Consider the following 25892-nt stretch of genomic DNA (forward strand, 5'->3'; position numbering starts at 1 on the left):
GGGCAGGCGACGAATGTGTCGACTGCCCAATAGCCATCGCGAGCAGGCTTGCTCCCACAAGGGATTGGCGGCGAATACAGATTCTGCATTCGCCCTGGGCTCCTGTGGGAGCGAGCCTGCTCGCGATAGCTGACTGTCAGGCGAAACAATTCAAGAGCGACACTCCACCAACCCAAGCACCTGCCCACCCGCGCTCTGGTTCTCCTCACTCAGCCAGCGCTCGAATCCTGCCCGGATCGCCGGCCACTCCGAATCCAGCATCGAGTACCACGCGGTGTCGCGGTTCTGGCCCTTGACCACCATATGCTGGCGGAACACCCCTTCAAAGGTGAAGCCCAGCCGCTCGGCAGCGTATTTGGAACGGGCATTGGCGTTGTTGCACTTCCACTCCAGGCGCCGATAACCCAGAGCGAAAGATTCCTTGGCCAACAGATAAATCGCCTCGGTGCTTTTCGGCGAGCGCTGCATCGGCGCGCCGAAGGTCACATGGCCGATCTCGATGCGGCCTTGTGCTGGCACGATCGACATCAGGCTGAGGATGCCCTGCACCTCGCCACTGGCGCGGTCGATCACGCTGAAGAAATACGGGTCGACGTTGGCGGCGTGATTGGCCAGCCACGCATCGAACGCGCTGCGATCCTTGAACGGGCCGTAGGGCAAGTAATCCCAGAGTTTCGGGTCGGCACCGGGCCCTTCGAGGGCTTGCCACAGGCCGTCGGCGTGACGCGCCGGATCGAGTTTTTCCAGGCGGATGAAGCGCCCTTCGAGCAACTGCGTAGACGGCGCCGGAGCGCCTTTCCAATCGGCGAGGGAAATCGACATGCTGCGCTCCTTACAGGGCTTTGCGAAATTGAATGTAACCCGGGCGTTCGGCGATGCGCTCATAAAGCTGGATCGCCGTCGCGTTGGTTTCGTGGGTCAGCCAATGCACCTTGCAGCAACCATCGGCCTTGGCGGTGGTGTAGACAAATTCGATGAGCTGGCGACCGACCCCGGTGCCGCGGCTGTGCTCTGTCACCAGCAGGTCTTGCAGGTAGCAGGAGTTTTCGATGCTCCAGTTCGACCGGTGATAAATGAAATGCACCAGGCCTACCGCCGTGTCGCCGTTCCAGGCGAGGGCGCCGTGGGTCGGTTCGCGGTCATCGAGCAGACGTTGCCAGGTGCTTTGGCTCACGGCCTGCGGCAGTTCGGTGTTGTAGAAACGCAGGTAGGCCTGCCACAACGGCAACCAGGCGGCGTGATCGTCAGCGCTGACGAGGCGGATCTGGGGATGGCTCATGTTCACTCCTTGGACGATAGGTCATGCATCAGGTGTGCGAGGGCCTGGTCCTGCGGGTCCAGGCTGGCGGCAAGACCGTGACGTACCCCGCTGATGTCCGCGGGGCTGCGGTTCTGGCTGAGTTTGCGTTTGCCTTCCAGGCGCTGGATGGGCAGGGTGAAACCGACGATGGCCTTGAGCATGCTGTCGATGTACTGCGCCGGTGCATCATCGATTTTCCAGGGCTGGGCGCGGCCGGCTTCGTGACGATCGGTCAGGGCGCCCACCAGGTTACGCAGGCGATGGGGATCGCTGAACACCTCTGCGCGGCCATAGGCGTGTACGGCCAGATAGTTCCAGGTCGGCACGACTTTGCCGTGTTCGGCCTTGCTGGGATAGAAACCGGGACTGACGTAGGCGTCGGCCCCGGCGAAAACCACCAATGCTTCGGCACCGGCTTCCAGGTCATGCCATTGTGGATTGGCCCGGGCCATGTGGCCGTAGAGGCTGCCATTGGGGCCTTGTTGCGGGTCCAGCAACAGTGGCAAATGACTGGCCTGCAAGCCGTGTTCACCGTGAGTGATCAATACAGCCAGGCGGCAATCACCCATCATGGCATGCAGTTGGGGCAGGTCTTCGACGACAAAGGCTTGTGGGTTGTACATGACGATTTTCCTTGGCGAATGCGAGCATCCTAGGCAGGCTATTGGTCTGTTGTAAGAGCCACTTATGACCAATTCGATAGGTCCATTTGCGAGGACTCTCATGAACAATGCCGTGCCGCCACTGTCGTTCAACCCCGCCGGCATTGAGCTGGACCGCCGTCAGGGGCTCAGTCGCCAGCTTTACCAGGCTTTGCGTATGCGGGTGCTGGATGGGCGGTTGGCCAGCGGTACGCGTCTGCCGGCCAGTCGCGATCTGGCGGCGGCCTTGGCGATTTCCCGCAATAGCGTGGTGCGGGCCTATGACCAGCTCTACGCCGAGGGTTTCATCGAAGGACGGGTCGGTGACGGCACTTATGTGGCAAAACTGTCGTCGCCGGCCCTGCCGCTGAAAAACATATCCACAAAAGTATCCACAGGGTTTTCAACAGGCTTACCCACTGGTTTATCCACAGATTGGCTGGATTTACCTGTGGGTCCATCCAGTAAAGTTATCCACAGCGGTGCATTGGAACGGGTCGAAAAGCACCATTTGCCCCAACCACCCCTGGGTCCGCCAAGGGCATTTCGGGTCGGTGTTCCGGCGTTCGATCTGTTTCCTTTCGAGGTTTGGGCCAAGCTGAACGCGGCTTTCTGGCGCAAGCCGGATCTGCAGCAACTGTGCTATGGCGATTCCCAAGGTGATGCGCGCTTGCGCGGTCTTATCGCAGCGTATCTGCGCAGCTCCCGAGGCCTGCACTGCACAGCTGAACAAATTGTGATCACCAGCGGAGCTCAGCAGGGCATTAGCCTTTGTGCACAGCTACTGGTGGACCCGGGTGACGTCGTGGCTGTGGAAAACCCCGGCTATCGCGCTGCCGGGCATGCGTTCTCGGTCGCCGGTGCCGAGGTCAGAGGGGTGCCCGTGGATGGCGATGGTCTGGATTGCGCGGCGCTGGGTACGTTGAACCACTGTCGGCTGGCTTATGTCACGCCGTCCCATCAGTACCCGACCGGGGTCGTCATGAGCCTTGCGCGGCGCTTGGAGCTGCTGACCTGGGCCGAGCGCAATAATGGCTGGATCGTCGAGGATGACTATGACGGCGAGTATCGCTACAGCGGTGCGCCGCTGGCGCCTCTGGCTGCACTGGATCGCCAGGGGCGGGTTCTTTATGTCGGGACGTTCGGCAAAGTCGCGTTCCCGGCCTTGCGCCTGGGTTATCTCGTGTTGCCACCCGGCCTGGTAGACGCCTTCGCCCGACGTCGTGCGGTGGATGTACGCCACTCTGAAGTCAGTACCCAGGCGGTGATGGCCGAATTCATGGCCGCCGGGCATTTCCAACGGCACATCAGGCGTATGCGCCGGGCCGCCCTGGCCAGGCGCGACGCGCTGCTGGCCGGCTGGCCGAAGGCGGTTCCAGGGGTTGGCGCCATGCCCACGGTGGTGGCGGGCCTGCACGTCACTGTGCCGGTGGACAGCGTCGAGCGTGAGCAAGAGCTAATAGCCCGAGCGACCCATGCCGGTGTCGAAATCAATGGCTTGAGTGGCTATTGGTTGCCCACCACGACGACGCCAGTGCGAGCCGGGCTGGTGCTGGGGTTCGCGGCCGTCCCGCCAGCAGCGATTGGCACCGCGCTGGCGAGCCTGGCCAAGGCCTGGAGAACAGGAGGCTGAGCGCCTGGCACAATCCCTGTGGGAGCGAGCCTGCTCGCGAAGACGTGGGCGCATCCAACATGGCGGCTGGCTGATCCACCGCTTTCGCGAGCAAGCCCGCTCCCACAGATTCAGACCCTGACCGTTATGAGGGCCGCTTTGGAAAGAACACTTCCCTGGCCTGATCCACCGCAATTTCGCTGCGGTAAAGATCGATCAGTTGGCGCTGGGTGAGATCCTGGGTGGCGTCGGCGCGTGCTCCCTTGCTGACTTGTTCCGGTGTTTTCAAGCGACCGGAAAGGTAGGCGTGGGCGGGGACCCAGTCGGTGGAGTAACGGAAATCGGCAAACCAAAGCGTTTTGTTTTCCTTCACGTCCCTGATCTCATACCGGTCGAGATAGCCGCGAAGAGGGCCTTTGTTTTTTTGTCGGTTCTTTAGTTTGGTGATGGAAATACGGTTGCGGCTTTTAAGCCAAATGACGCCATCCATGGTCGGAGGGCGATGTTTGATGACATTCAGTACGGCATCGAAGGCTTCCTCGTACAGGGCCTTCGCTTGCGTCTTGAGTGCCATGCGCAGGGCTTCGGCGGTACGCTTTTGTTTTACTGACACTTCAACGGTTTCGTTCGAGGCACTGTCCACTGCCTTTTTGATTGCAATGCCGACTTTCTCCATCCTGTTTGCATGGGCGTTCAGGATCATTCCGAGACCGGTGGGCGATCGGCCTGGCGCATTCATGTGCTCCTCGACCTGCGCCTGGAACGCCTCCAGCCCATCGATCAGGGCTTGGCCCTTTGCGAGGCTGGTTGCCAGTGGCGGGACGATCTGCGGCGTGTCGGCGAGCGCATGGGGCACCCACTCACCGGTTCCCTTGCGGTGGAAGGTGGCGATGATCTTGTCCGTGACCGGGTTCTTCACATCGACCCAATCGGTTTCTTCCTGCATTTTCGTTAAACGAGGCTCACCACTGACAAGGCCCCAAAAGCGTGCCCTGATGAACTTCTTCCTGAACCTGGGGCGTGGCTCGTAAGGGTTGCCCATGCTGCGCCGGTTGCTTCTCTCATCCAGGGCCTGGGCCAAATGTTGCAGTGCCCGTTTTTTCAGGCCGCCGATCTGCTTGTTCAGCCGATTGAGTTCGGCCGGCCGGGCGCTGTCCTTGTATTCAGTGCCCACGTATTCGAGTTGTTCTTCAAGGGCGGTGAACTGTTCCGTGAGACTGCCAAATGCATCGATTTGCTCATCCAGCCGGATCACGCTGCGTTCCTCGATGGCGTCGTGCAGGCTTTGGAAGGCGATCGTGGCGCTATCAACCAGTTGGTTAATGACGGCCCAACCTTCGGGCACTGTATTGATGCTGTCGAGCGACAGGCAGAGGTGGCGATACATGTCCAACTGGATAAGACGAATACCGTCGCTCTTGTAGGTCGGCATTCTTCCACGGTGCTGCCGGATAAACTCAAAACCTTCACGCCCCAGTATCTTGAGCCTGGAAAAACGGGTCTCCATGTAATCCAGGCGCTCGTTCATATCCTCGCCGACCCGGATCATGCTTTCGGCTGCATCGACGTGCTGCTGCTCCACGACCGCGACGCCGGTGGTGGCCATGTCCATGGCTGTTCTCAGGGCAGGGGTAAACCGCTCTTTCAGCGCGTCTATCTCTTCGAACGTGAAGTTGATCTGTGCGTTCAGGTAGCCAAGCCTGGCTTTAGGCGCGTCGGGTCTTGATTGGAAGACGGGCCATTGCGTCAGTATGTTCAGCGCTTCTTCATAGCTTTCGCGCTGGGTTTTCAAGGTGCTCAAGTAAACGTTGCGCTTGGTCTCCTTGGCGGAGCCCGAGGCGCTGTTCAATTCTTGCGCATTCATTGTCAGCAGTGCCTGGTGCTCCGGTTTTTTTTCTTCGAAGCGGTTCAGTTCGGCCAGCAGTTGAACGCTGCGGCGGTGAGTGTCGGCGATGACTTTTTCCATCGCACCTTTTGAGCCCGTTCCGCGCAGGCGCAAACGGATGTCGATATGCCAATTGCCGTGTACATCCAGCCTCAGGGGAGGGCCCAGGCGCGAGGGATTCTTCCCGTCGACGACGCAGACCTTATCGCCCACCATCAGCACGTTGAACCATTTTTCTCCCACTTTGGCGTACCACCGCCCCTGTCGTTGATAGAGCCCTTTGGACATGCCATCGGTATGGGCCTGCCCTGGTGTTTCGGGCGCGTCGACACTGAAACTCTCAAGGAGCTTGGCACCCTCTCCCGATTTGCCTGTCAAGGCACCGCTGGAATGGATGGACTCATAGTGTTCGGGGTGCGGTTGCTTAGCGGTGGAGGGCGCGAGTTTTTCGATAATGAGCTTGGGTTTAACCAGCTTGACCGGCTCCTCTAACACCTCCGGCGCCGCTGCCCTGCGACTGCGTGTGCCTTCTCTGGCATGGTCGATAGCGTGGGTGGTGATCGCCATGGCCAGGTTCAGCAGCAGGTCGACGAATGCCTCCCATGTGGCTTGGTCGTTGGCGTGTTCGCTGTCCTGCATCAGCGTTTCAATGTCATCCAGAATTTGCCAGAGCCAGACGGCGGTGCCCACGGCAGCGCCCAGATAAGGCAGGGCCAGGTTGAAAATCAGCCAGCCTGCCTGCTTGAACGTACTCCAGCGGGTTTCGCTGTTGGAGACCGATTGCCGGTCTGCAAGCTCGACCAGGGCATTGGCATTGGCCTTGAACAACAGTGGCAGGAAATCGGGGCCCAGGTTTTTTTCGCTCAAACCGACGGGGGCGCTATCGAGCCATGATGTAAAAGGGTCCGTCGCAAACTCAACGATGACCCAGGGTGAGGGCAGCGGGCCCGAGAAAATGTATCGGCTGTAATTGCTGCGCACCTCATCGGGTAGCCAGGCCAGGACCGATTGGCGCAATTCAGGGATTTGCCTGATCGCATACAACAGGTTGCTGGAGGAGGGGTACTGGCACAACTGCGGCTCAAGCAGCGGTCGATAAAGCAGGCAGGGACCGGCGTCTGGATTCTTCGGACCGATCACGAACATATTGGTCACAATGTCTTCCGAGGGGATCAGTTTCTGTTGGGATATGAAGGCCAGCCTGCGCAAGACGATGGGTTGTCCGTCGACCTTGCGATCGGCTTCCTCCGGTTCCATCAGTGCGGCGACATAACGGTAACCCCGTTCGTCGATGTTCCCACGCCCTCGGATCTTTCCCTCCAGCGCCAGCATGGGCAGTTGAATGCGCAACTGGGAGGTGTACAACTCTTCGCGGCGGGCCGATTCGGTCGGATCGTCGAGCAGTTTGCTCTTCACCAGATCGGGATAGACGCGACCGATATCTATCTTGGTGATCAGGCTTTCGATGTAGTCGGTCGTCATCCAGGTGGGCAACACCTTGCCGGTGAGGGACCTGACGGTTTTGTTGCCCAGGGGCAGTGCAATCAGGTTTTGCAAGGCCAGCTCAACGAGATTGAACCGGGTGGTCTCGAATTTGCCCGGAACGATAAAAGACCCCCAGGCCACGAGGCTGCGAATCTGGATCTCGATTTTTTCTGGATCGAGTGTCGCAGCGTCGGCATGGTCCGCTTGCATCTGCTTCTTGAGGGCGTTCAACGCAAACTCCTTGATAGGAGCAATATCGTCCAGGTAGGTCTTGCCGGCATGGGAACTGCTCAACGCCGAAAGGTTTTTCATGTGCTGGGCGAACAGAATCTGATCGGATATCGACGCTGCCAGCAGCCAGTCGGGGATCTTTTTATCGAACCACGTCGCGCCAAGACCTTTTTCTGCGTCCAGCCCGCTGGTCACTGGCTGTTCGTCTTCGATGGATGCAATTTTTTTCAGAAAGCTGGGGGAACCGAGGATCTTGACCTGCATGGCGATCAGGCCGCAGGCCTTTTGATCGAAGATGTTGCCGGTGGGCTCATACAGCCGCCACTGGATTTTCTTGCGGAACGTGGTGTCCAGTTGCGTCGGGAGAAATTGCCCCAGCGCTTGCTGTGAATCGAATTTTTTATAGCTGTCGCGCAGCGAGTACGTAAGGATGACCTCTTTGCTGGCGATGGTTCCGATCAGTACCACCAACGAGTTTTCATTCAGGCGGCTCACTTTGGTCCCGTCAACTTCATCGATGTCGATCAGGTACGCGTGAGTGTCGTAGCGATCATGTTGCTTGCGGTCCTCCGGGTTGGGGTAAAGGAACAATTGCCTGGCCATGTCGCACTCAGTCGCGGTCCAGCCATTGACCTCTTTGACGTCCCAGATCTTGCGCAGCGTTCTGGAGAGCTCATGCCAGCGTGGTCCGGATGTGCCCACTGGCGCGTTCCAGTACGCCAGTTGTTGTTCCTGGCAGGCGGACAACATGACGGGCTCCAGTTCGTTGATCAGGGCTCCGATCTGTTCGATACGTACCGGCAGATGCACCTCCGGGGTGCTGATCGGTAGCTGAGTCAAAAAGTGCACGCCTTCGATCAGCATGGTCGAATCGCTCGCGCCTACTCGTTCGGCCACCATATCGCTGAGGGTTTCGTAACGGGTGGGCAGTTCCAGGATTTCGCCGTCGACAATGTCCCAGCGAGGCTCGCCAACGACTGTGTTGAGCGGATCGAGGTCCAGTGTCGGATACATTTTCTTGAGGGCCCTGCGCAGAAGCACGGCGGCAACTTCCGGGGAGGTAGGCCCTGCGAGTAGCTGGTTGAGCACAGCATTCTTGAGGCTGGCTTCAGGTGTAGTGTTCGTGGTTGTAGAGGTTCTGGTCATCTGACGCTCCCTGTCTTGCGATAGGTGGAATCCCCGCCGCTGAATGCTTCGGGGATTCCATGCTAGGGAGGTACAAGACAGGGAAGGTGGTAACTATGTATAGGCCGCCTGACAATGCCCGGTTGGGAATAAACCCCTTGCCGCAGAGCCTTTACTGGCCGGATTTAATCCGGGTCCAGGCCCGCGTCCGCGCGCGCTCGGCGTCCCTGGGCAACGGTTGCAAGGTGTAGAGCGTAGCCATCGCCGCCTCGGTCGGATACAGGTTGGGGTTGCTGCGGATCGCCGGGTCGACCATTTCGGTGGCGTCCTTGTTGGGGTTCGGATAGCCAACGAAATCGCTGACCGGTGCGATTACCTCCGGTTGCAGCAAATAATTGATGAAGGTGTAGGCGTCGTCCGGATTTTTCGCCCCTTTAGGGATGGCGAGCATGTCGAACCAGATCGGCGCGCCTTCCTTGGGCAGGCGCATGTCCACGGTCACGCCGTTCTTGGCATCCTTGGCGCGGTTGGCCGCCTGGGAGAAGCTACCGGAGTAACCGACCGCCACGCAGATATCGCCGTTGGCGATGTCGGCCATGTACTTGGACGAGTGGAAATAGGTGATGTGCGGGCGGATCTTCATCAGCAGCGCTTCGGCCTTGGCGTAGTCCGCCGGCTTCTTGCTGTTGGGGTCCAGGCCCAGGTGCTGCAAGGCCAGGGGCAGGATCTCCGACGGTGAATCGAGCAGCGCCACGCCGCACTGCTTGAGCTTGCTGATGTTCTCTTCCTTGAAGATCAGATCCCAGCTGTCCACCGGCGCGTTGTCACCCAGGGCAGCTTTGATTTTGTCCGGGTTGAAGCCGATCAGGATGGTGCCGTACATGTAGGGCACGGCGAACTTGTTGCCCGGGTCGTTGGCTTCGATCAGCTTCATCAGCTTGGGATCGAGGTGGTTCCAGTTCGGCAGCTTGCTGCGGTCCAGGGGCTGGAACACCCCGGCCTCGATCTGCTTGGCCAGGAACACGTTGGACGGCACCACCACGTCGTAGCCGGAATTGCCGGTCAGCAGCTTGGCCTCCAGCGCTTCGTTGGTGTCGAAGATGTCGTAGACCAGTTTGACCTGGCTGTTCTGCGCCTTGAAATCGTCCAGGGCCTTGGGCGTGATGTAGTCGAACCAGTTGTAGACACGCAGGGTGCGCTCTTCGGCCTGGACAGCGCCGCACAGCAGCGCGGCGCACAGGCTGGGAACCATCAAACGCTTGAGTCTGTTCATGCTGTTATTTCCTCATTGGGCGCTTTGAAAACCTTCGAGAACGTTCACGGCATTGATGCCGATTTCTGCTACCGCATAGCCGCCTTCCATCACGAACAGGGTCGGTTTGCCGAGCGTGGCGATGCGCTTGCCCATCGCCAGGTAATCCGGGCTGTCGAGCTTGAACTGCGAAATCGGGTCGTCCTTGAAGGTGTCCACGCCCAGGGACACGACGATGACATCGGCGTCGTAGCCTTGGATTTGCCCGCAGGCCTGCTCCAGCGCGGCGCTCCAAGTGTCCCAGCCTGAGCCGGCCGGCAAAGGATAGTTGAAGTTGAAGCCCTCACCGGTGCCTTCACCGTACTCGTCGGCGTAGCCGAGGAAGAATGGAAATTCGGCTTCCGGGTGGCCGTGGATCGAAGCGAACAGCACGTCGCTGCGCTCGTAGAAAATCGACTGAGTGCCGTTGCCGTGGTGGTAATCGACATCGAGGATCGCGACCTTCTTGTGGCCCTGGTCGAGAAACGCCTGGGCGGCGATGGCGGCGTTGTTGAGGTAGCAATAGCCGCCCATCAAGTCGCCGGCGGCGTGGTGCCCCGGCGGGCGACACAGCGCAAAGGCACTGCGGGCGCCGCGCTGGATCTCGGCCTGGGCGGTGAGGGCGACTTGCGCGGCGCTGTAGGCTGCCTGCCAAGTGCCGGCGGTGATCGGCGCGCCGGCGTCGAAACTGTAATAACCCAACTGGCCGTGCAGGCTCGTGGGTATGACCGTGCGAAAGGTCCGCGCCGGCCAGGTGAAGGGCAACAAATCGCCCTCGCGGTTGTACTTGGCCCAGCGGTCCCAAGCACCTTTGAAAAATTCCAGATACGCCGCGCTGTGGATGCGCTGGATCGGCCCCAGACCAAAATCCTGCGGCGCCTCCACTGGCCCCAGTCCCCGCGCCTTGACCCGCTCCAACACATGATCGGCCCGGGACGGCATCTCGAAGCAGGGCATCAATTGCCCGTCCATCAACTCGCAACGCCCGTGGTGCAGGTGGTGATCGTCTGAATAGATCGTCAGCATTTTTTTGTTCTCCGCAAAGCTGGTCGGTTTGAACACAGTCTTGCGGCGTGCGGCGTTTCAGAGAACGGCAGGAGAGGCCAAAAGGGGATCGAAATGGCCAAAAGGTTTGACCGTAAATCGCCCCTTGTTGGCGCGGGTGCGCGCGGGGTTGGGGCATGGAGCCCCTGTGGGAGCGAGCTTGCTCGCGATGGCGGCGGCACATTGCAGCCTGGTCTAACGGATGTAAGAGGTCCGTGGCGAGGGAGCTTGCTCCCGCTCGGCGGCGCAGCCGTCGTAAACCGGCTGATGCGGTTTGTCTGGAGAATGCGTCAGCCTGTTTTGGGGCGGCTTCGCCACCCAGCGGGAGCAAGCTCCCTCGCCACGGGGTTGATGGTGTAACGGCTAGCGTGGCTCGACGTTATCCAGCGCTCGGTTCGCCAGCAATGAACTCAGTTCGATCAGTTGCTGGATGCCGAGGAGGAAGTGGCGGTGCGAGCCTTCCAGATCGAAAGCCAACTCGTTGACCATCGCTTCGGCAGAAGCCAGAGTTTCGCTGAGGTTGGCCAGCAGGCATTCGTTGTCGAGGCCTTTTACGACGGAGAATAGCTGGCCGGGTGGATGGTTTCCGCGGGTTTTGCTGGTTTGGCCGCCAGGTAATAGTCCAATGCGCGTTTGGAGGCTTCGTCGAGCTTTTTTGCGTTGAGACCGTCCAAGTAGGGGGAGTTGGGATCTGCTTCTGCTGGGTTTGGTTTAATCTTGAACATAGTGAAGCTCCTTTCACGTGAGGAACTTTCGTCAACCGGGCCGCCAAACCCGTTCGCTGGTGTCAGCGACAGGGAGACGATAGGTGGTGAGGGCAAGGCGCACAAGCAGGCGGATTCTGGCGTAGTTGTAGGCAACTGCGCAGGGTTGCGTGGGGTGGTGGAAGTGTGACGGCGGGTGGGTAAACAGAGCTTCGTGTCGCTCTGCGATTCGTGGCGAGGGAGCTTGCTCCCGCTCGGCGGCGCAGCCGTCGTAGACCGGTTGTTGCGGTCTACCTGGCGTCAGCCTTTAGGACGCCGGATGTGTCTGAGCGGACGCCATCGCGGGCAAGCCTTGCTCCCACAGGGTTAGGTGTTGTGCGTGAAAGCGGCGATTAACGAAAGCTCAGGACCTGAACTGACTCGGCGCCACCCCACTCCAGCGCACAAAGGCATGTCGAAAACTGGCGGTTTCGCTGAAGCCGAGCATTTCGGCAATCTGATAGATCGGCAATTTATCCTCGCACAGCATCTGCTTGGCCCGTTCGAAGCGCAGTTCGTCGAGCAGTTCTTGATAGCTGCAGCCCATATTTTTGAGGTGACGACGCAAGGTGCGCGACGAGCAGTTCATTTGTTCTGCCAAGCCTTCCAGGCCAGGAGCGGCGTTCAATTGTGCACTGAGCAGTTGGCGAATCCGCCCCAGCCAGGCCTGGCGACCGGTGAACTCGGTGTTCTGCCGACGGCAGCGTTCGGCCATGGCGTGGTGGGTGATGGGGTCGGCCAGGGGCAGCGGTTGTTCCAGCCAGTGACGGTCGAAGGCGAACGCGTTATCGATGCTGTCGAAACGCACCGGGCAGTCGAAAAGCGCTGCGTAGCGCGCCTGGTAATCGGGCGCCGAATGTTCGAAGCGCGCCGCGCGCAGGGGCAGCGTCTGGCCGAGCAGGTCGTTGCAGATGACTTTGAGCGAAACCATGCAGAACTCGGCGTTGAACACCGCCAGGGCCGGGTTCTCCCGATAATCGCTGGCGCTGAGCCAGACCGTTTCATGGCCTTCTTCCAGATGCAGGTCGAAGAGTGTTCCCAATAGCGCCGGATAGCGCAGCGCCAAACGCAAAGCGTCACCCAAAGTGGCACTGCTGAGCAGGGCATACCCCAGCATCCCGTAGGACGACACGTGCATGCGCAAGCCCAGTTCCAGGCCGATGTCGCGCTTGAGGGCCACGGCATTGGCGCAGACCTGCATCTCCTGATTGGTGGTGATGCGCGTGTCGGCCCGGCTCAGATCCGCCGCGCTGATGCCGCTGCCGGTCAGCAATGCATCACTGGGCAGGCCTTCGTGCTTGAAGGTATTGAGTACCAGGGAGACGGCGTTGAGTGTGGTGAGGTGGGAGTGAAGCATGTTCGTTTCCGGCCGGGGGAGGCTGGAAATGGAGCAAGTTGTATGCCGAACGAAGATTGCCAGGCTTGAGCGAACCCCTGTGGGAGCGAGCTTGCTCGCGATAGCGGTGGAACATTCAATATTGATGCTGAATGAAAGTCAGCCATCGCGAGCAAGCTCGCTCCCACAGGTTTTGCCGGGTGTCAGCTCAACTCGCCACACAGATCCAGCTCAACCAGCCGCCGAACCTCATCCACCGGCAGCCCAGCGCCAATCAACGCCTGCAACTTGCCGAATGCCGCCTCACGGGTCATGCCGCCACCGGACAGCACGCCGACGCCACGCAAGCGACTGCCGGCCTCGTACACGTCCAGCTCGACGCCACCTTCATGGCATTGGGTCACTGCCACCACGACCACGCCGCTGTCCCGCGCCCGCTCGAGGCTGGCGAGGAAGGCCGGGTCGTCGCTCGGGCCGGTGCCGCTGCCGTAGCATTCCAGCACCAGGCCCTGGATGCCGCTGCCCAGCAGGCCATCGAGAATTTCGGCGCTGATGCCGGGAAACAGCGGCAGCGCCGCGACGTTCGCCAGTTGCTTGGGCTGGTCGTAATTGAGCTGTGCCGGCAGCGAGGTTGCCTTGATGCCACCGCCCTGACGCTCCAGGCGTTTGAACGGATGGCGACCGAAGCTGCGCACCTTGGCGCAACGGGTCGGGGCCAACAGCTCGCCGTGGAAATACAGATGCACACCCGGCGCCAGACCCTGGCCGAGGGCAACCAACGCGCCACTGAGGTTTTCCCAGGCATCGCTGTCGGTCACGCCGGCGGGCAACATGGAGCCGGTGAAACACACCCGCGCATGCAGGCCGAGTAACTGGAAGCTCATGGCGGCCGCGCTGTAGGCCAGCGTATCGGTGCCGTGCAGGATCAATACGCTGTCGCAGCCTTGCACATCCACGGCGTCGACCACTGCTTCGCGCAGTTGCTGCCAGTAGGCCGGGGTCATGTTGGCGCTGTCGATCAGCGGCGACATTTCCCGGAAACGCCATTGCGGGATGACGAGTTCGGGTTGGCTGTGCAGGTAATCGCGCATCCGTGCTTCGAAACCGGATGCCGGGGCCAGGCCATGGGCGCTGGCCTGCATGCCGATGGTGCCACCGGTGTAGAGCACCATGACGTGCTGGGCGGCAGGGTAGGTCGAGAAATTCATGGGTGTTCTCCGAGGACGAAAGCGACAGCTCATCGGGCTGTCACAACATAAGGTCGAGCATGACGCCGACCTTACGCTGTGTCACGCCGGGCGCAGAGGGTGCGCCCGGTTTTTCCAACAGCCTACCGATCAGCGTTGCGCGGCGGCCACGCCTGCCGAAGCCTTTCCAGGCGCGGCTACCGGTGCCGAAGGGTTGGCTGGCCAGGCCTTGCGGTCCAGATCCAGGTCCGGGAACTTGCTTGAATCGAAAACCGGAACCTTGATGCCGGCCGAACGCTGGTCATCGTAGTCACGCAGGATGCGCATGCCGACCTTGAACAGCAGGAACAACGCGATCAGGTTCACGAACGCCAGCAGGGTCATGGTGATGTCGGCGAAGGCGAACACGGTGCCGAGGTTTTCGATGGCACCCCAGAAGATCAACACCAGTACCAGGGTGCGGTAGCCGATCAGCACCTTGCGGTTTTCGCCGACCATGAAGCGCAGGTTGTTCTCGCCCAGGTAGTAGTTGTAGAGGATCGAGGTGAACACGAACAACGACAGGGCCACAGAGATGAATACCCGCCCCCAGTCACCCACCACGGCGGCGAGGGAGTTTTGGGTCAGGGCAATACCGTCACCTTCGAAGCCCGGGGTGTAGAAGCCCGACAGCAGGATCAGCAGCGCGGTGCAGGTGCAGATCAGAAAGGTGTCGAGGAACACGCTGAACGCCTGAATCACACCCTGAGCCACCGGGTGCTCGACCGAGGCCACGGCGGCGACGTTTGGCGCACTGCCCAGGCCCGCTTCGTTGGCGAACACGCCACGCTTGACGCCCATGACAATGGCGCTGCCGATCAGGCCGCCAAAGGCCTGGTCAAGGCCGAAGGCGCTTTTGACGATGGTGGTCAGCATGGCCGGCACCTGATCGAACTGCAGCACGATCACGTAGAGGGTGACGCCGATATACGCCAGGGTTTTGACCGGCACCAGCAGATCAGCAACCTTGGCGATGCGCTTGATCCCACCGATGAACACCAGGCCCAACAGCACCGCCAGGCCAATGCCTGTGTAGGTGGTGTCGAAACCGAAAGCGTTGTTCAGCGAGTGAGTCACGGCATGGGCCTGCAGGCCGTTGAAGGCGAAGCCGAAGGTGATCAGCAGCAGGAACGCCATGATCATGCCCAGCCAGCGCTTCTGCAGGCCGTGCTGGATGTAATAGGACGGGCCACCACGGAATTGGCCTTCGGCGTCGCAGCGCTTGTAGAGCTGGCCGAGGGAACATTCGAAGAAGCTGCTGGACATGCCGACCAGCGCGGTCACCCACATCCAGAACACCGCGCCGGGCCCGCCGAGGGTGACGGCGATGCCGACACCGGCGATGTTGCCCGCGCCGACACGACCGGCCAGGCTGAGCATCAGGGCCTGAAAGGAACTGAGCTGACCGGCGCTGCTTTTGAGGCTGTCACGGAACACCGCGAACATGTGAAAGAAATGACGGAACTGGACGAAACGCGAGCGGATCGTGAAGTAGCTACCGAGCCCGACAATGAGCACGATCAGCACTTTCCCTGAGAGGAAGTCGTTGATGACTTCGAGCATGAGTATTCCTCGCTGTTTTTTGTTTAAGCAAATGCTGGCCATTTGGAAACATCGTGTTACATCGGTCGGTGCGCGGCACGACAGGTGAGGCGATGTTCCGTCCCGGTCCAGATTGCGGGTTTGTTATTAGTTCGGTTTTCGCATGTGTTGGGGGTCTCGTTTCTGACGACCGCTCACGCGAAGAGGGGCGGCACTATACCTACCAGTGCGGCGCCCGTCTGCACGATTGTGGTGCGTGCGACGAAACGGACCTTTGAATCACCTGGCCTCGCGGTCAGGTTCTTGCGGGGGCGAGCCTGCTCGCGATGGCTGGCGACGCGGTTTTTTCAAACGGCAGCGCGTCATCGTTTATCGCGAGCAGGCTCGCTCCTACAGGTTCTCTAATCGTTTGTAGCTATCAGTTAAAAAAAAGGGCTTGGGGAATAAATCCCCAAGCCCTCAAAAGGTGAGAGGTGTCTAGTCCCTCGACCTGGTGAGCAGTCATTGCGTCGATCACGCCTTCAGCGGGACGAGACGCGGAGCAATCATGTTTTCGGGGCGCAGGATGTCGTCGAGCATGGCGTCGTCGAGCAAGCCTTCTTCGCGCACCAGTTCCAGTACGCCGCGGCCGCTTTCCAGCGCAACACGGGCGATACGGGTGGCATTTTCATAGCCGATGTACGGGTTCAGGGCGGTGACCAGGCCGATCGAGTGCTCGACCAGTTCGCGGCAGCGCGCTTCGTTGGCGGTGATGCCGACGATGCAGTGTTCGCGCAGCATGTCCATGGCCCGTTGCAGCAGGCGGATCGAGTCGAAGATCTTGAAGGCGATCAACGGCTCCATCACGTTCAATTGCAGTTGCCCGCCTTCGGCCGCGATGGTCAGGGCCAGGTCGTTGCCGATGATCTGGAACGCTACCTGGTTGACCGCTTCGGGGATCACCGGGTTGACCTTGCCCGGCATGATCGAGCTGCCTGGCTGGCGAGCCGGCAGGTTGATCTCGTTGATGCCGGTGCGAGGACCGCTGGACAGCAGGCGCAGGTCGTTGCAAATCTTCGACAGCTTGACCGCGGTGCGCTTGAGCATGCCGGAGAACAGTACGAAGGCACCCATGTCGGACGTGGCTTCGATCAGGTCGGCGGCCGGTACCAGCGGCTGGCCGCTGATGGTTGCCAGGCGCTGTACGGCCAGGGCCTGATAGCGCGGATCGGCGTTGATGCCGGTGCCGATGGCGGTGCCGCCCAGGTTTACTTCGGTGAGCAGTTCAGGCGCCAGGGTTTTGAGGCGTGCCAGGTCTTCGCTCAGGGTGGTGGCGAAGGCGCGGAATTCCTGGCCGAGGGTCATCGGCACAGCGTCCTGCAGTTGGGTGCGGCCCATTTTCAGGACGTGGCTGAACTCTTCACCCTTGGCGGCAAAGGCTTGGATCAGGCTGTCGAGGCTGGCCAGCAACGCGTCGTGACCCAACAGCAGACCCAGGCGAATCGCGGTCGGATAGGCGTCGTTGGTGGACTGCGCCATGTTCACGTCGTTGTTGGGGTGCAGGTACTGGTATTCGCCTTTGTTGTGGCCCATGGCCTCCAACGCAATGTTGGCGATGACTTCGTTGGCATTCATGTTGGTTGAAGTGCCAGCGCCGCCCTGGATCATGTCCACCACGAACTCTTCGTGGAAATCGCCGCGGATCAGTCTTGCACAGGCTTCGCTGATAGCGGCGTGCTTGGCTTCGCTGAGTTGGCCCAGCTCGCGGTTGGCATCAGCGGCGGCCTGTTTGACCATTGCCAGACCGACCACCAGCTTGGGGTAATGCGAGATCGGGACGCCGGAGAGACGGAAGTTGTTCACCGCTCGCAGGGTCTGGATGCCGTAATACGCTTGCGCCGGTACTTCAAGTACGCCAAGCAGGTCTTTTTCTGTGCGGAATGATGCAGCGGAAGACATGATAGAAATCATCTCGATAAGGACCCGGTCTGAGCCGGAACGCTGTGAATCCTAGGCTTTCAGAAAAATTAGGGCCAATGCTGTTAAACACTGGCCTATGCACATTCGGCATAATGCGGGTGTGACGCCGACGGTACGGCGAGCGTGTGACCTGTTTTGGTGCGTGCCTTGGGAGGACGTGATGAATCTAGAAAGCAAATGGCTCGAGGACTTCAGTGCCCTGGCCGCGACTCGCAGTTTTTCCCAGGCGGCCGAACGGCGCTTCGTGACGCAACCGGCCTTCAGCCGACGCATCCGCAGCCTCGAAGCGGCGCTGGGGCTGACCCTGGTCAACCGCTCTCGCACACCGATCGAACTGACAGCGGCGGGGCAGTTGTTCCTGGTGACGGCGCGCACCGTGGTCGAGCAACTGGGTGAAGTGCTGCGTCATCTGCACCATCTGGAAGGCGGGCAGGGCGAAGTGATGCAAGTGGCGGCCGCGCACTCCCTGGCGCTGGGCTTCTTCCCGCGCTGGATCGCACAACTGCGCAACGAAGGCTTGAACATCGCCACGCGGCTGGTGGCGACCAACGTCGGCGACGCCGTGCATGCGTTGCGTGAAGGGGGTTGCGATCTGATGCTGGCCTTCTATGACCCGGATTCGGCCATGCAAATGGACCCGGAGATTTTCCCCTCGCTGCACTTGGGCCAGACCGAAATGCTGCCGGTGTGTGCCGCCGATGCTGAGGGCAAACCGCTGTTCGATCTTGAAGGCGAGGCCAGCGTGCCCTTGCTGGCCTACAGCGCCGGTGCATTTCTCGGACGCTCGGTGAACCAGTTGCTGCGCCAGCGGGCCCTGCGTTTCACCACGGTTTACGAAACGGCCATGGCCGACAGCCTCAAAAGCATGGCGCTGGAGGGCCTGGGTATCGCCTGGGTGCCACAACTGAGCGTGCGTGCCGAACTGGCCCGGGGCGAACTGGTGGTCTGCGGCGGCGCGCAATGGCACGTGCCCCTGGAAATCCGCCTGTATCGCTGCGCGCTGGTGCGCAAGGCCAACGTGCGCTTGTTGTGGCGCAAGCTCGAGGGCGGCGCGGCGCAAGGCGTGACTGGCACCTGATACCACGAAGATCTTCTGTCGGAGCGAGCTTGCTCGCGATAGCGGTGTGTCAGGCAACGATGATGTTAAATGTCAGTCCGCTATCGCGAGCAGGCTCGTTCCCACAGGGGCATTGTGGTGCTTTTTCGCTGACCTGAGAGTCAATAAAACCGCCGTTTAACCACAAATGACAGATGGTCGCGACAGGGGCTGTTTATCTATTTCATTGAGGTATACTGCGCGGCCTTCGGCCGGTCCAGATCGGCCATAATTCGTACAACAAGCCACGCCGGTTTCCTGCGTGGCTTGTTGTTTTTTGACGCGCCTGCGGGCGCCCAGAGAGAAGAGGCACGACGATGAGTGCACTGGTTGGCGTGATCATGGGCTCCAAGTCCGATTGGTCCACCCTTAGCCACACCGCCGATATGCTGGAAAAGCTCGGCATCCCTTACGAGGTGAAAGTGGTCTCCGCCCACCGCACCCCGGACCTGCTGTTCCAGTACGCCGAAGAGGCTGAGGCGCGTGGCATCGAGGTGATCATCGCCGGTGCCGGTGGCGCGGCCCACCTGCCAGGCATGTGTGCGGCCAAGACTCACCTGCCGGTGCTGGGCGTGCCGGTGCAGTCGTCGATGCTCTCGGGCGTCGATTCGCTGCTGTCGATCGTGCAGATGCCGGCCGGCATTCCGGTCGCGACCCTGGCCATCGGCAAGGCCGGTGCGATCAACGCGGCCCTGCTGTCGGCGAGCATCCTGGGCGCCAAGCACCCACAATTTCATACCGTGCTGAAAAAATTCCGTGCTGAGCAGACAGACAGCGTCCTGGACAATCCAGACCCACGCATTGCCTGAGGTGGTTGACGAATGAAGATCGGTGTAATCGGTGGCGGCCAGTTGGGTCGCATGTTGGCCCTGGCGGGAACGCCGCTGGGAATGAACTTCGCTTTCCTCGATCCGGCGCCGGACGCCTGCGCCAGCGCGCTGGGTGAACATCTGCGGGCCGACTACGGTGATCAGGACCATCTGCGCCAACTGGCCGATGAAGTCGATCTGGTGACCTTCGAGTTCGAGAGCGTCCCGGCCGAAACCGTTGCCTTCCTGTCCCAGTTCGTCCCGGTCTACCCGAGTGCCGAAGCCTTGCGCATCGCCCGCGACCGCTGGTTCGAAAAGAACATGTTCAAGGACCTGGGCATCCCTACACCTGCGTTCGCCGACATCCAATCCCAGGCCGACCTGGAAGCCGCCGTTGCTTCCATCGGCCTGCCGGCCGTCCTCAAGACTCGCACCCTGGGCTACGACGGCAAGGGCCAGAAAGTCCTGCGCAATCCTGAGGATGTGGCCGGCACGTTCGCCGAGCTGGGCAGCGTGGCCTGCCTGCTGGAAGGTTTTGTACCGTTCACCGGGGAAGTCTCGTTGATCGCCGTGCGGGCTCGCGACGGGGAAATCCGTTTCTATCCGCTGGTGCACAACACCCACAAGGACGGCATTCTCAAGCTGTCCGTTGCCAGCACCGATCATCCGCTGCAGGCCCTGGCCGAGGACTACTCCAGCCGTGTGCTCAAGCAACTGGACTATGTCGGCGTGATGGCGTTCGAGTTCTTTGAAGTGGACGGCGGCCTCAAGGCCAATGAAATCGCCCCGCGCGTGCACAACTCCGGGCACTGGACCACCGAAGGCGCCGAATGCAGCCAGTTTGAAAACCACCTGCGGGCGGTGGCCGGGCTGCCGCTGGGCTCGACCGCCAAAGTCGGCGAAAGCGCGATGCTCAACTTCATCGGCAAGGTGCCGGACAGCGAGAAAGTCCTGGCGATTGCCGATTGCCACCTGCATCACTATGGCAAGGCGTTCAAGGCCGGGCGCAAGGTCGGTCACGCCAACCTGCGCTGCGCTGACCGGGCCACGCTGGCCCAGCAGATCATCAAGGTCGAGACACTGATCGCCGAACAATAGTCTTCAGTGTCGGTGGAACCATTGGTCGGCTAACTTCTCTGATGGCTAGGTGCCAAAGCCCGAACGGGCTTTGGTCTAGCGACTTACCTCAGAGGGAAATGCCATGGGAATCATTGGAACCATCTTTATCGGCTTGATCGTGGGCCTGCTGGCGCGCTTCCTGAAACCGGGCGATGACAGCATGGGCTGGATCATGACCATCCTGCTCGGTATCGGCGGTTCGTTGGCAGCCACTTACGGCGGCCAGGCCCTGGGCATCTACCAGGCTGGCGAAGGCGCCGGTTTCATCGGTGCCCTGGTGGGCGCGGTGGTGTTGCTGGTGATCTACGGTCTGATCAAAAGAAACTGATTCTGTGACAAAGCCCCCTCTGCGTTGGCGCGCAGGGAGGGCTAGAATGCCCGGCGTCGTACTTCCTACTTATTGCCGAGCCCATTCATGCGCCGTTTAGTCTTGACCCTCCTTCTGCTGGGCAGCGGCCTGGCCCACGCCGCCGAACTGCCGGAAACCGACTGGCTCGAACTGATGCCCAAGTCGGACCAGAAAGCCCTCGAGGCCATGCCCGAGATTGACCACAACACCCCCGAAGCCAGCGGCACCTTCACCGAAAAAGGTGGCTTGAAACAAAGCAAGGGCTTACCGGCGGTGATGTATTCGAGCAAGACCGTGGCGTCGATGAACGACCGGCATATCCGCCTGGGCGGCTACCCGGTGCCGCTGGAGTCCGACGCCAAGGGCCGCAGCACGCTGTTCTTCCTGGTGCCTTACCCCGGCGCCTGCATTCACGTCCCGCCACCACCGCCCAATCAACTGGTGCTGGTGCGCTATCCCAAGGGTTTGAAGCTGGACGACATCTACACACCGCTCTGGGTGACCGGCACGCTGAAGATCGAAAAGGTCGACAACGACCTGGCCAGTGCGGCGTACGCGCTGGAAGCGGAAAAGGTGAGGGTGGTGCAGGAGGCGGATCTGTAACGGCCGGCTGGCCTGATACAAATCCCAATGTGGGAGCGAGCCTGCTCGCGAAGCGGTGGGTCAGTCTCAACGATATTGACGGTCAGTCCGCTATCGAGAGCAGGCTCGCTCCCACAATGGTTTTTGTGGTGTGGCTTAGAGCGGCTTGCTACCGATGCTCACCCCGAGGGTATGACTGGCCTGCGGCAACAGCGTTACCACATCGTCCATCACATTCGCCGTCTCGATACACAGCATGCGCTGCCAGCCATCGTCGGCCATGTCGCTGAAGGCCTTGGCGCGTTCGGTCCAGGGGTTCCAGATCACCGCCGAGCGTGAACCGCTGCTGGTCAGTTCGATGCGTCGTTCCCAGTGCGGGTCAACGATGCTCAGCTTCGCAGGGGTATCGAGATAGATGCGATCAGTCTCGCCGGCAAAGTGCAGGTCGCCGGCCTGGGTCACGGTATTCCAGTCGTCCAGTGTTTCGATATAACGCAAGCCATCCACGCCTTTGACATGCACGTTGCGCACGTCACTGACAGCGAAGTAACTGTGCAGCGCCTGGCTCAGGCTGACGGTTTCGCTGCCGCGGTTATGGCTGGTGAGGTGGATGTGCAACTGCTCGTCCATCACGATAGTCAGCGTCAGGTCCACCTGATGGGGCCAGCCCGAGAGGCCGTTTTCGGGGTAGGGCAGCACGAATTCCACTTTCAGGCTCTCGCCCTGGGCTTCGATGCCCTTGAGCTCCCAATCCATGGCCCGCACCAGGCCGTGAGCGGTGGCCGGATCGTTGCTCACGCGCATGGCCTGCACGCTGTCGGGGTTGCGCGTCAGGTTACCGAACCACGGCCAGCACACCGGCACCCCGGCACGGATGCTCTTGCCCGCCTTGAACGTTGCCTGGTCGTTGAGCCAGATCAGCGGCGGCTGGCCGTCGACCTGATAGCTGAGGATGTGCGCGCCTTGCTGGGCCACCAGCAACTCGGCCTGACCGTGGCGGATGCGCCAGCCGTTCAGTTCATCCAGTTTGACGGCTTCGACATGGGGCGTAGGCATACTGCAAGTCTCGCTCAGGAACATGAACTGCAATGGACCGCAAAACGGCCCCCGTGTTTAACGGGCGCGCGGCGGAACCGAGCGGGTACGGCCACTGCCATCGATGGCGACGAACACAAACACCGCCTCGGTGACCTTGCGCCATTCGCTGGACAGCGGATCGTCACTCCAGACCTCGACCATCATCTGGATCGAACTGCGGCCGATCTCCAGCGCCTGGGTATAAAAAGACAGCTGGGCACCCACGGCCACCGGCACCAGAAATGCCATGCGGTCGATCGCCACGGTGGCCACGCGTCCACCGGCCACTTTGCTGGCCATGGCCGTGCCGGCCAAGTCCATCTGGGAAACCAGCCAGCCGCCGAAAATATCGCCAAAGCCGTTGGTTTCGCGGGGAAGCGCGGTGATTTGCAGGGCCAGGTCGCCTTGCGGGATTGGATCTTCCTGTTCGAGCTCTATCATGCCGGGGGTGCCTCTGACCCGTAACTCTGTCTTATGTATCAGGTGAATAGCCGTCTTTGAAAAAAACGATTCAGCCCGAACATGCGTTCGTCACGTTTTTCGTAAAGGCGTGCCAAAGGGAAACTCTGCGAAACCGGCTGGCAGGTTACTACGCCGCCAACGACGTTTTCGCACAGCAACCCCTTACAGAGTGTTGCAAGGTTGCGAGTATATCGAGCGATAGACGTCGAGACGACCACCCGGTTCCGATTTTGACTGTCAATTACGCACCTCTATGTGCTTTTTTGAACAATTTGCTATCGTGCCGAGCCTGCCCACCGTTGTCCGGGGTTGCAGAACTGACTATAAGAGAAGCCCTTGCCATGACCACTGCGCCTTCGAGCACGGCGACACCCGTTCAATCGGCTCGTCCGTTGACCCGTAACGATTACAAGACCCTGTCGCTTTCTGCCTTGGGCGGTGCGCTGGAGTTCTACGATTTCATCATTTTCGTGTTCTTCGCCACCGTGGTTGGCAAATTGTTCTTCCCCGCCGAAATGCCTGAGTGGCTGCGCTTGATGCAGACGTTCGGCATTTTTGCCGCCGGTTATCTGGCCCGGCCGCTGGGCGGGATCATCATGGCTCACTTCGGTGACCTGCTGGGACGCAAGAAAATGTTCACCTTGAGCATTTTCATGATGGCCGTGCCGACCCTCATCATGGGGTTGCTGCCGACCTATGCCCAGATAGGCATGTGGGCGCCGATTCTGCTGTTGCTGATGCGCGTGATCCAGGGCGCGGCCATTGGTGGTGAGGTGCCGGGAGCCTGGGTGTTCGTTTCCGAGCACGTTCCGGCGCGCCACATCGGCTACGCCTGCGGCACGCTGACGTGTGGCCTGACCGTGGGGATTTTGCTGGGTTCGCTGGTGGCCACGGCCATCAACAGCATCTATACGCCGGTGGAGGTCGCGGATTACGCCTGGCGGATTCCGTTCCTGATGGGGGGTGTGTTCGGCCTGTTCTCGGTGTACCTGCGCCGTTGGCTGCACGAAACCCCGATATTCGCCGAGCTGCAACTGCGCAAGGCCCTGGCTGCGGAAGTACCGCTGCGAGCGGTGCTGCGTGATCATCGTGGCGCCATTGCCCTTTCGATGTTGCTGACCTGGCTGCTGTCGGCCGGCATCATCGTGATCATCCTGATGACCCCGACCGTGCTGCAAACGGTGTATCACTTCAGCCCGACCACCGCGTTGCAGGCCAACAGCCTGGCGATCGTATTCCTGAGCTTTGGCTGCATCGGCTCGGGCGTGCTGGCCGACCGCTTCGGTGCCGGGCGAGTGTTCGTGTTCGGCAGCGCGTTGCTGTTGATCACCTCCTGGACCTTCTACCACAGCCTGTTCAACCACCCCGACTGGCTCTTTCCGCTCTATGCCCTGAGCGGGCTGTTGGTGGGCACCATCGGCGCGGTGCCCTATGTCATGGTCAAGGCGTTCCCGGCCGTGGTGCGCTTCAGCGGCCTGTCGTTCTCCTACAACCTGGCCTATGCAATCTTCGGCGGCCTGACCCCGATGATCGTCACCCTGCTGCTCAAGGAAAGCCCGATGGGGCCGGCCTATTACGTGGCGGTTATCTGCGGTATCGGGATTGCGGTGGGGGCGTATCTCTGGAAGGAAGGTCGTTAAGCAGTTATTGACTGTATTGACTTCATCGCGAGCAGGCTCGCTCCCACATTGGATTCTGTGTTCACCGCACATCCCCTGTGGGAGCGAGCCTGCTCGCGATTGGGCCTGCGCGATCGTCTTTTAAATCTCAATAATGGCCTTTCATCCAATTGTCATATTTCAGCCATAGAGTGTTCACACGGCTTACCGATACTTGGCCGACTTAACACACCTATCTGCTAGGAGTAAGGCATGAAACTGAAGCGTTTGATGACGGCAATGACCTTTGTCGCCGCTGGCGTTGCGACCGCCCACGCGGTTGCCGCTGTCGACCCAGCCATCCCGAGCTACACCAAGACCACCGGTGTGTCGGGCAACCTGTCCAGCGTCGGCTCCGATACTCTGGCCAACCTGATGACCCTGTGGGCCGAGAACTACAAGAAAGAATACCCGAACGTAAATATCCAGATTCAGGCCGCCGGTTCTTCCACTGCGCCACCTGCTCTGACCGAAGGCACCTCCAACCTGGGCCCGATGAGCCGCAAGATGAAGGACAACGAGCTGCAGGCCTTCGAAACCAAATACGGTTACAAGCCTACTGCTGTTCCAGTGGCCGTGGACGCCCTGGCGGTGTTCGTACACAAGGACAACCCGATCAAAGGCCTGACCATGGCTCAGGTCGATGCAATTTTCTCGTCGACTCGCCTGTGCGGCGCCAAGGCTGACGTCAAGACCTGGGGTGACCTGGGCGTGACCGGTGACCTGGCCAACAAGCCAATCCAGCTGTTCGGTCGTAACTCGGTATCCGGCACCTACGGCTACTTCAAAGAAGAAGCCCTGTGCAAAGGCGACTACAAGTCCAACGTCAATGAACAGCCTGGTTCGGCGTCGGTTGTACAGTCCATCAGCAGCTCGCTCAACGGCGTTGGCTACTCGGGCATCGGCTACAAAACCGCCAGCGTGAAAACCGTTGCTCTTGCCAAGAAAGAAGGCGGCGAGTTCATCGAAGACACCGAAGAAAACACCCTGAACGGCAAGTACCCACTGTCGCGTTTCCTCTACGTTTACATCAACAAGGCTCCGAACAAGCCTCTGGCCCCGCTGGAAGCTGAGTTCCTGAAGCTGGTTCTGTCCAAGCAAGGTCAGGAAGTTGTGGTCAAGGACGGCTACATCCCGCTGCCAGCCAAGGTTGCCGCCAAGGCCCTGGCTGACCTGGGTCTGTCCGAAGGCGGCAACGTCGCCAAGAAGTAACACCTGAGCCCGGGCCACACCCGGGCTTTTGTGGGGGCGAGCTAGCTCGCGATAGCGGTAGGTCAGTCAACATTGAGGTTTGAATGTGATGACCCCATCCCGAGCAAG

The 25892-nt window shown here is 60.5% G+C and carries 20 protein-coding genes and 1 pseudogene; 8 read left to right on the forward strand and 13 right to left on the reverse strand.

The features are described 5' to 3' along the window. Nucleotides 1-150: 150 nt before the first annotated feature. From BW979_RS03780 to BW979_RS03790, 3 genes are read right to left on the reverse strand one after another with little or no spacing between them, the layout of a single operon-like run. Nucleotides 151-822 (reverse strand): GNAT family N-acetyltransferase, encoded by a 672-nt coding sequence (locus tag BW979_RS03780; RefSeq protein WP_047226706.1) that lies wholly within the window; start codon nt 820-822, stop codon nt 151-153. A 10-nt stretch (nt 823-832) separates the two neighbouring features. Next, on the reverse strand, nt 833-1279 hold the full coding sequence (locus tag BW979_RS03785) for a GNAT family N-acetyltransferase (RefSeq protein ID WP_047226707.1): 447 nt from the start codon (nt 1277-1279) through the stop codon (nt 833-835). Nucleotides 1280-1281: 2 nt separating this feature from the next. Then, nucleotides 1282-1923, reverse strand: coding sequence for an FMN-binding negative transcriptional regulator (locus tag BW979_RS03790; protein WP_076383202.1), 642 nt, complete (start codon nt 1921-1923; stop codon nt 1282-1284). A 100-nt stretch (nt 1924-2023) separates the two neighbouring features. Here BW979_RS03790 and pdxR point away from each other — a divergent pair, with 100 nt between their 5' ends. Further along, entirely contained in the window at nt 2024-3574 is a 1551-nt protein-coding gene (pdxR, locus tag BW979_RS03795) for a MocR-like pyridoxine biosynthesis transcription factor PdxR (RefSeq protein ID WP_076383203.1), read from the forward strand. Nucleotides 3575-3698: 124 nt separating this feature from the next. Here the strand turns inward: pdxR and BW979_RS03800 are convergent, their stop codons facing one another. From BW979_RS03800 to aspA, 8 genes and pseudogenes are all read right to left on the reverse strand, one after another. Continuing rightward, entirely contained in the window at nt 3699-8018 is a 4320-nt protein-coding gene (locus tag BW979_RS03800; protein WP_231990604.1) for a dermonecrotic toxin domain-containing protein, read from the reverse strand. 433 nt (nt 8019-8451) lie between these two features. Then, entirely contained in the window at nt 8452-9552 is a 1101-nt protein-coding gene (locus tag BW979_RS03805; protein ID WP_047226711.1) for a polyamine ABC transporter substrate-binding protein, read from the reverse strand. Nucleotides 9553-9564: 12 nt separating this feature from the next. After that, complete coding sequence (locus tag BW979_RS03810) at nt 9565-10596, reverse strand: histone deacetylase family protein (RefSeq protein ID WP_076383205.1); 1032 nt, start codon at nt 10594-10596, stop codon at nt 9565-9567. Nucleotides 10597-10977: 381 nt separating this feature from the next. Next, nucleotides 10978-11339: pseudogene (locus BW979_RS03815) on the reverse strand (DUF6124 family protein). A 382-nt stretch (nt 11340-11721) separates the two neighbouring features. Next, on the reverse strand, nt 11722-12714 hold the full coding sequence (locus BW979_RS03820; RefSeq protein WP_047226713.1) for an AraC family transcriptional regulator: 993 nt from the start codon (nt 12712-12714) through the stop codon (nt 11722-11724). A 182-nt stretch (nt 12715-12896) separates the two neighbouring features. Continuing rightward, on the reverse strand, nt 12897-13901 hold the full coding sequence (locus tag BW979_RS03825; RefSeq protein WP_076383206.1) for an asparaginase: 1005 nt from the start codon (nt 13899-13901) through the stop codon (nt 12897-12899). A gap of 129 nt (nt 13902-14030) precedes the next feature. After that, a complete protein-coding gene (locus BW979_RS03830; protein ID WP_047226715.1) occupies nt 14031-15482 on the reverse strand; it encodes an alanine/glycine:cation symporter family protein in 1452 nt (483 codons plus the stop codon). 492 nt (nt 15483-15974) lie between these two features. Further along, entirely contained in the window at nt 15975-17399 is a 1425-nt protein-coding gene (aspA, locus tag BW979_RS03835; protein ID WP_025216214.1) for an aspartate ammonia-lyase, read from the reverse strand. A gap of 181 nt (nt 17400-17580) precedes the next feature. Between aspA and BW979_RS03840 the strand changes: the two genes are divergently transcribed. The 5 genes from BW979_RS03840 to BW979_RS03860 all read left to right on the forward strand — a co-directional run bounded on the left by BW979_RS03840 (nt 17581) and on the right by BW979_RS03860 (nt 21396). Further along, nucleotides 17581-18498 (forward strand): LysR substrate-binding domain-containing protein, encoded by a 918-nt coding sequence (locus tag BW979_RS03840; RefSeq protein WP_047226716.1) that lies wholly within the window; start codon nt 17581-17583, stop codon nt 18496-18498. A gap of 335 nt (nt 18499-18833) precedes the next feature. Then, nucleotides 18834-19325, forward strand: coding sequence for a 5-(carboxyamino)imidazole ribonucleotide mutase (gene purE / locus BW979_RS03845; RefSeq protein WP_003196369.1), 492 nt, complete (start codon nt 18834-18836; stop codon nt 19323-19325). A 12-nt stretch (nt 19326-19337) separates the two neighbouring features. Then, complete coding sequence (locus tag BW979_RS03850; protein ID WP_047226717.1) at nt 19338-20423, forward strand: 5-(carboxyamino)imidazole ribonucleotide synthase; 1086 nt, start codon at nt 19338-19340, stop codon at nt 20421-20423. 103 nt (nt 20424-20526) lie between these two features. Beyond that, complete coding sequence (locus BW979_RS03855) at nt 20527-20772, forward strand: GlsB/YeaQ/YmgE family stress response membrane protein (RefSeq protein WP_039593587.1); 246 nt, start codon at nt 20527-20529, stop codon at nt 20770-20772. Between the two features lie 87 nt (nt 20773-20859). Further along, nucleotides 20860-21396: a DUF3299 domain-containing protein gene (locus tag BW979_RS03860; RefSeq protein WP_076383207.1), complete on the forward strand. Its 537-nt coding sequence runs from the start codon at nt 20860-20862 to the stop codon at nt 21394-21396. A gap of 135 nt (nt 21397-21531) precedes the next feature. Here the strand turns inward: BW979_RS03860 and BW979_RS03865 are convergent, their stop codons facing one another. Continuing rightward, nucleotides 21532-22431: a D-hexose-6-phosphate mutarotase gene (locus tag BW979_RS03865; RefSeq protein WP_076383208.1), complete on the reverse strand. Its 900-nt coding sequence runs from the start codon at nt 22429-22431 to the stop codon at nt 21532-21534. Nucleotides 22432-22488: 57 nt separating this feature from the next. Next, nucleotides 22489-22893, reverse strand: coding sequence for an acyl-CoA thioesterase (locus tag BW979_RS03870; RefSeq protein WP_003177184.1), 405 nt, complete (start codon nt 22891-22893; stop codon nt 22489-22491). Nucleotides 22894-23255: 362 nt separating this feature from the next. Between BW979_RS03870 and BW979_RS03875 the strand changes: the two genes are divergently transcribed. Continuing rightward, nucleotides 23256-24554 carry an MFS transporter gene (locus BW979_RS03875; protein WP_047226720.1) on the forward strand — a complete coding sequence of 433 codons (1299 nt, stop codon included), beginning with the start codon at nt 23256-23258 and terminating at the stop codon, nt 24552-24554. Nucleotides 24555-24785: 231 nt separating this feature from the next. Then, nucleotides 24786-25784, forward strand: coding sequence for a phosphate ABC transporter substrate-binding protein PstS family protein (locus BW979_RS03880; protein WP_076383209.1), 999 nt, complete (start codon nt 24786-24788; stop codon nt 25782-25784). Nucleotides 25785-25892: the final 108 nt, after the last annotated feature.

It is taken from the genome of Pseudomonas sp. A214, from assembly GCF_900156295.1.
GTDB lineage: Bacteria > Pseudomonadota > Gammaproteobacteria > Pseudomonadales > Pseudomonadaceae > Aquipseudomonas > Aquipseudomonas rhizophila.

Coding starts and splice junctions, on each gene's coding strand:
- BW979_RS03780 (WP_047226706.1), bottom strand. CDS start 822: ATGTCGATTTCCCTCGCCGATTGGAAAGGCGCTCCGGCGCCGTCTACG.
- BW979_RS03785 (WP_047226707.1), bottom strand. CDS start 1,279: ATGAGCCATCCCCAGATCCGCCTCGTCAGCGCTGACGATCACGCCGCC.
- BW979_RS03790 (WP_076383202.1), bottom strand. CDS start 1,923: ATGTACAACCCACAAGCCTTTGTCGTCGAAGACCTGCCCCAACTGCAT.
- pdxR (WP_076383203.1), top strand. CDS start 2,024: ATGAACAATGCCGTGCCGCCACTGTCGTTCAACCCCGCCGGCATTGAG.
- BW979_RS03800 (WP_231990604.1), bottom strand. CDS start 8,018: ATGCTGATCGAAGGCGTGCACTTTTTGACTCAGCTACCGATCAGCACC.
- BW979_RS03805 (WP_047226711.1), bottom strand. CDS start 9,552: ATGAACAGACTCAAGCGTTTGATGGTTCCCAGCCTGTGCGCCGCGCTG.
- BW979_RS03810 (WP_076383205.1), bottom strand. CDS start 10,596: ATGCTGACGATCTATTCAGACGATCACCACCTGCACCACGGGCGTTGC.
- BW979_RS03820 (WP_047226713.1), bottom strand. CDS start 12,714: ATGCTTCACTCCCACCTCACCACACTCAACGCCGTCTCCCTGGTACTC.
- BW979_RS03825 (WP_076383206.1), bottom strand. CDS start 13,901: ATGAATTTCTCGACCTACCCTGCCGCCCAGCACGTCATGGTGCTCTAC.
- BW979_RS03830 (WP_047226715.1), bottom strand. CDS start 15,482: ATGCTCGAAGTCATCAACGACTTCCTCTCAGGGAAAGTGCTGATCGTG.
- aspA (WP_025216214.1), bottom strand. CDS start 17,399: ATGTCTTCCGCTGCATCATTCCGCACAGAAAAAGACCTGCTTGGCGTA.
- BW979_RS03840 (WP_047226716.1), top strand. CDS start 17,581: ATGAATCTAGAAAGCAAATGGCTCGAGGACTTCAGTGCCCTGGCCGCG.
- purE (WP_003196369.1), top strand. CDS start 18,834: ATGAGTGCACTGGTTGGCGTGATCATGGGCTCCAAGTCCGATTGGTCC.
- BW979_RS03850 (WP_047226717.1), top strand. CDS start 19,338: ATGAAGATCGGTGTAATCGGTGGCGGCCAGTTGGGTCGCATGTTGGCC.
- BW979_RS03855 (WP_039593587.1), top strand. CDS start 20,527: ATGGGAATCATTGGAACCATCTTTATCGGCTTGATCGTGGGCCTGCTG.
- BW979_RS03860 (WP_076383207.1), top strand. CDS start 20,860: ATGCGCCGTTTAGTCTTGACCCTCCTTCTGCTGGGCAGCGGCCTGGCC.
- BW979_RS03865 (WP_076383208.1), bottom strand. CDS start 22,431: ATGCCTACGCCCCATGTCGAAGCCGTCAAACTGGATGAACTGAACGGC.
- BW979_RS03870 (WP_003177184.1), bottom strand. CDS start 22,893: ATGATAGAGCTCGAACAGGAAGATCCAATCCCGCAAGGCGACCTGGCC.
- BW979_RS03875 (WP_047226720.1), top strand. CDS start 23,256: ATGACCACTGCGCCTTCGAGCACGGCGACACCCGTTCAATCGGCTCGT.
- BW979_RS03880 (WP_076383209.1), top strand. CDS start 24,786: ATGAAACTGAAGCGTTTGATGACGGCAATGACCTTTGTCGCCGCTGGC.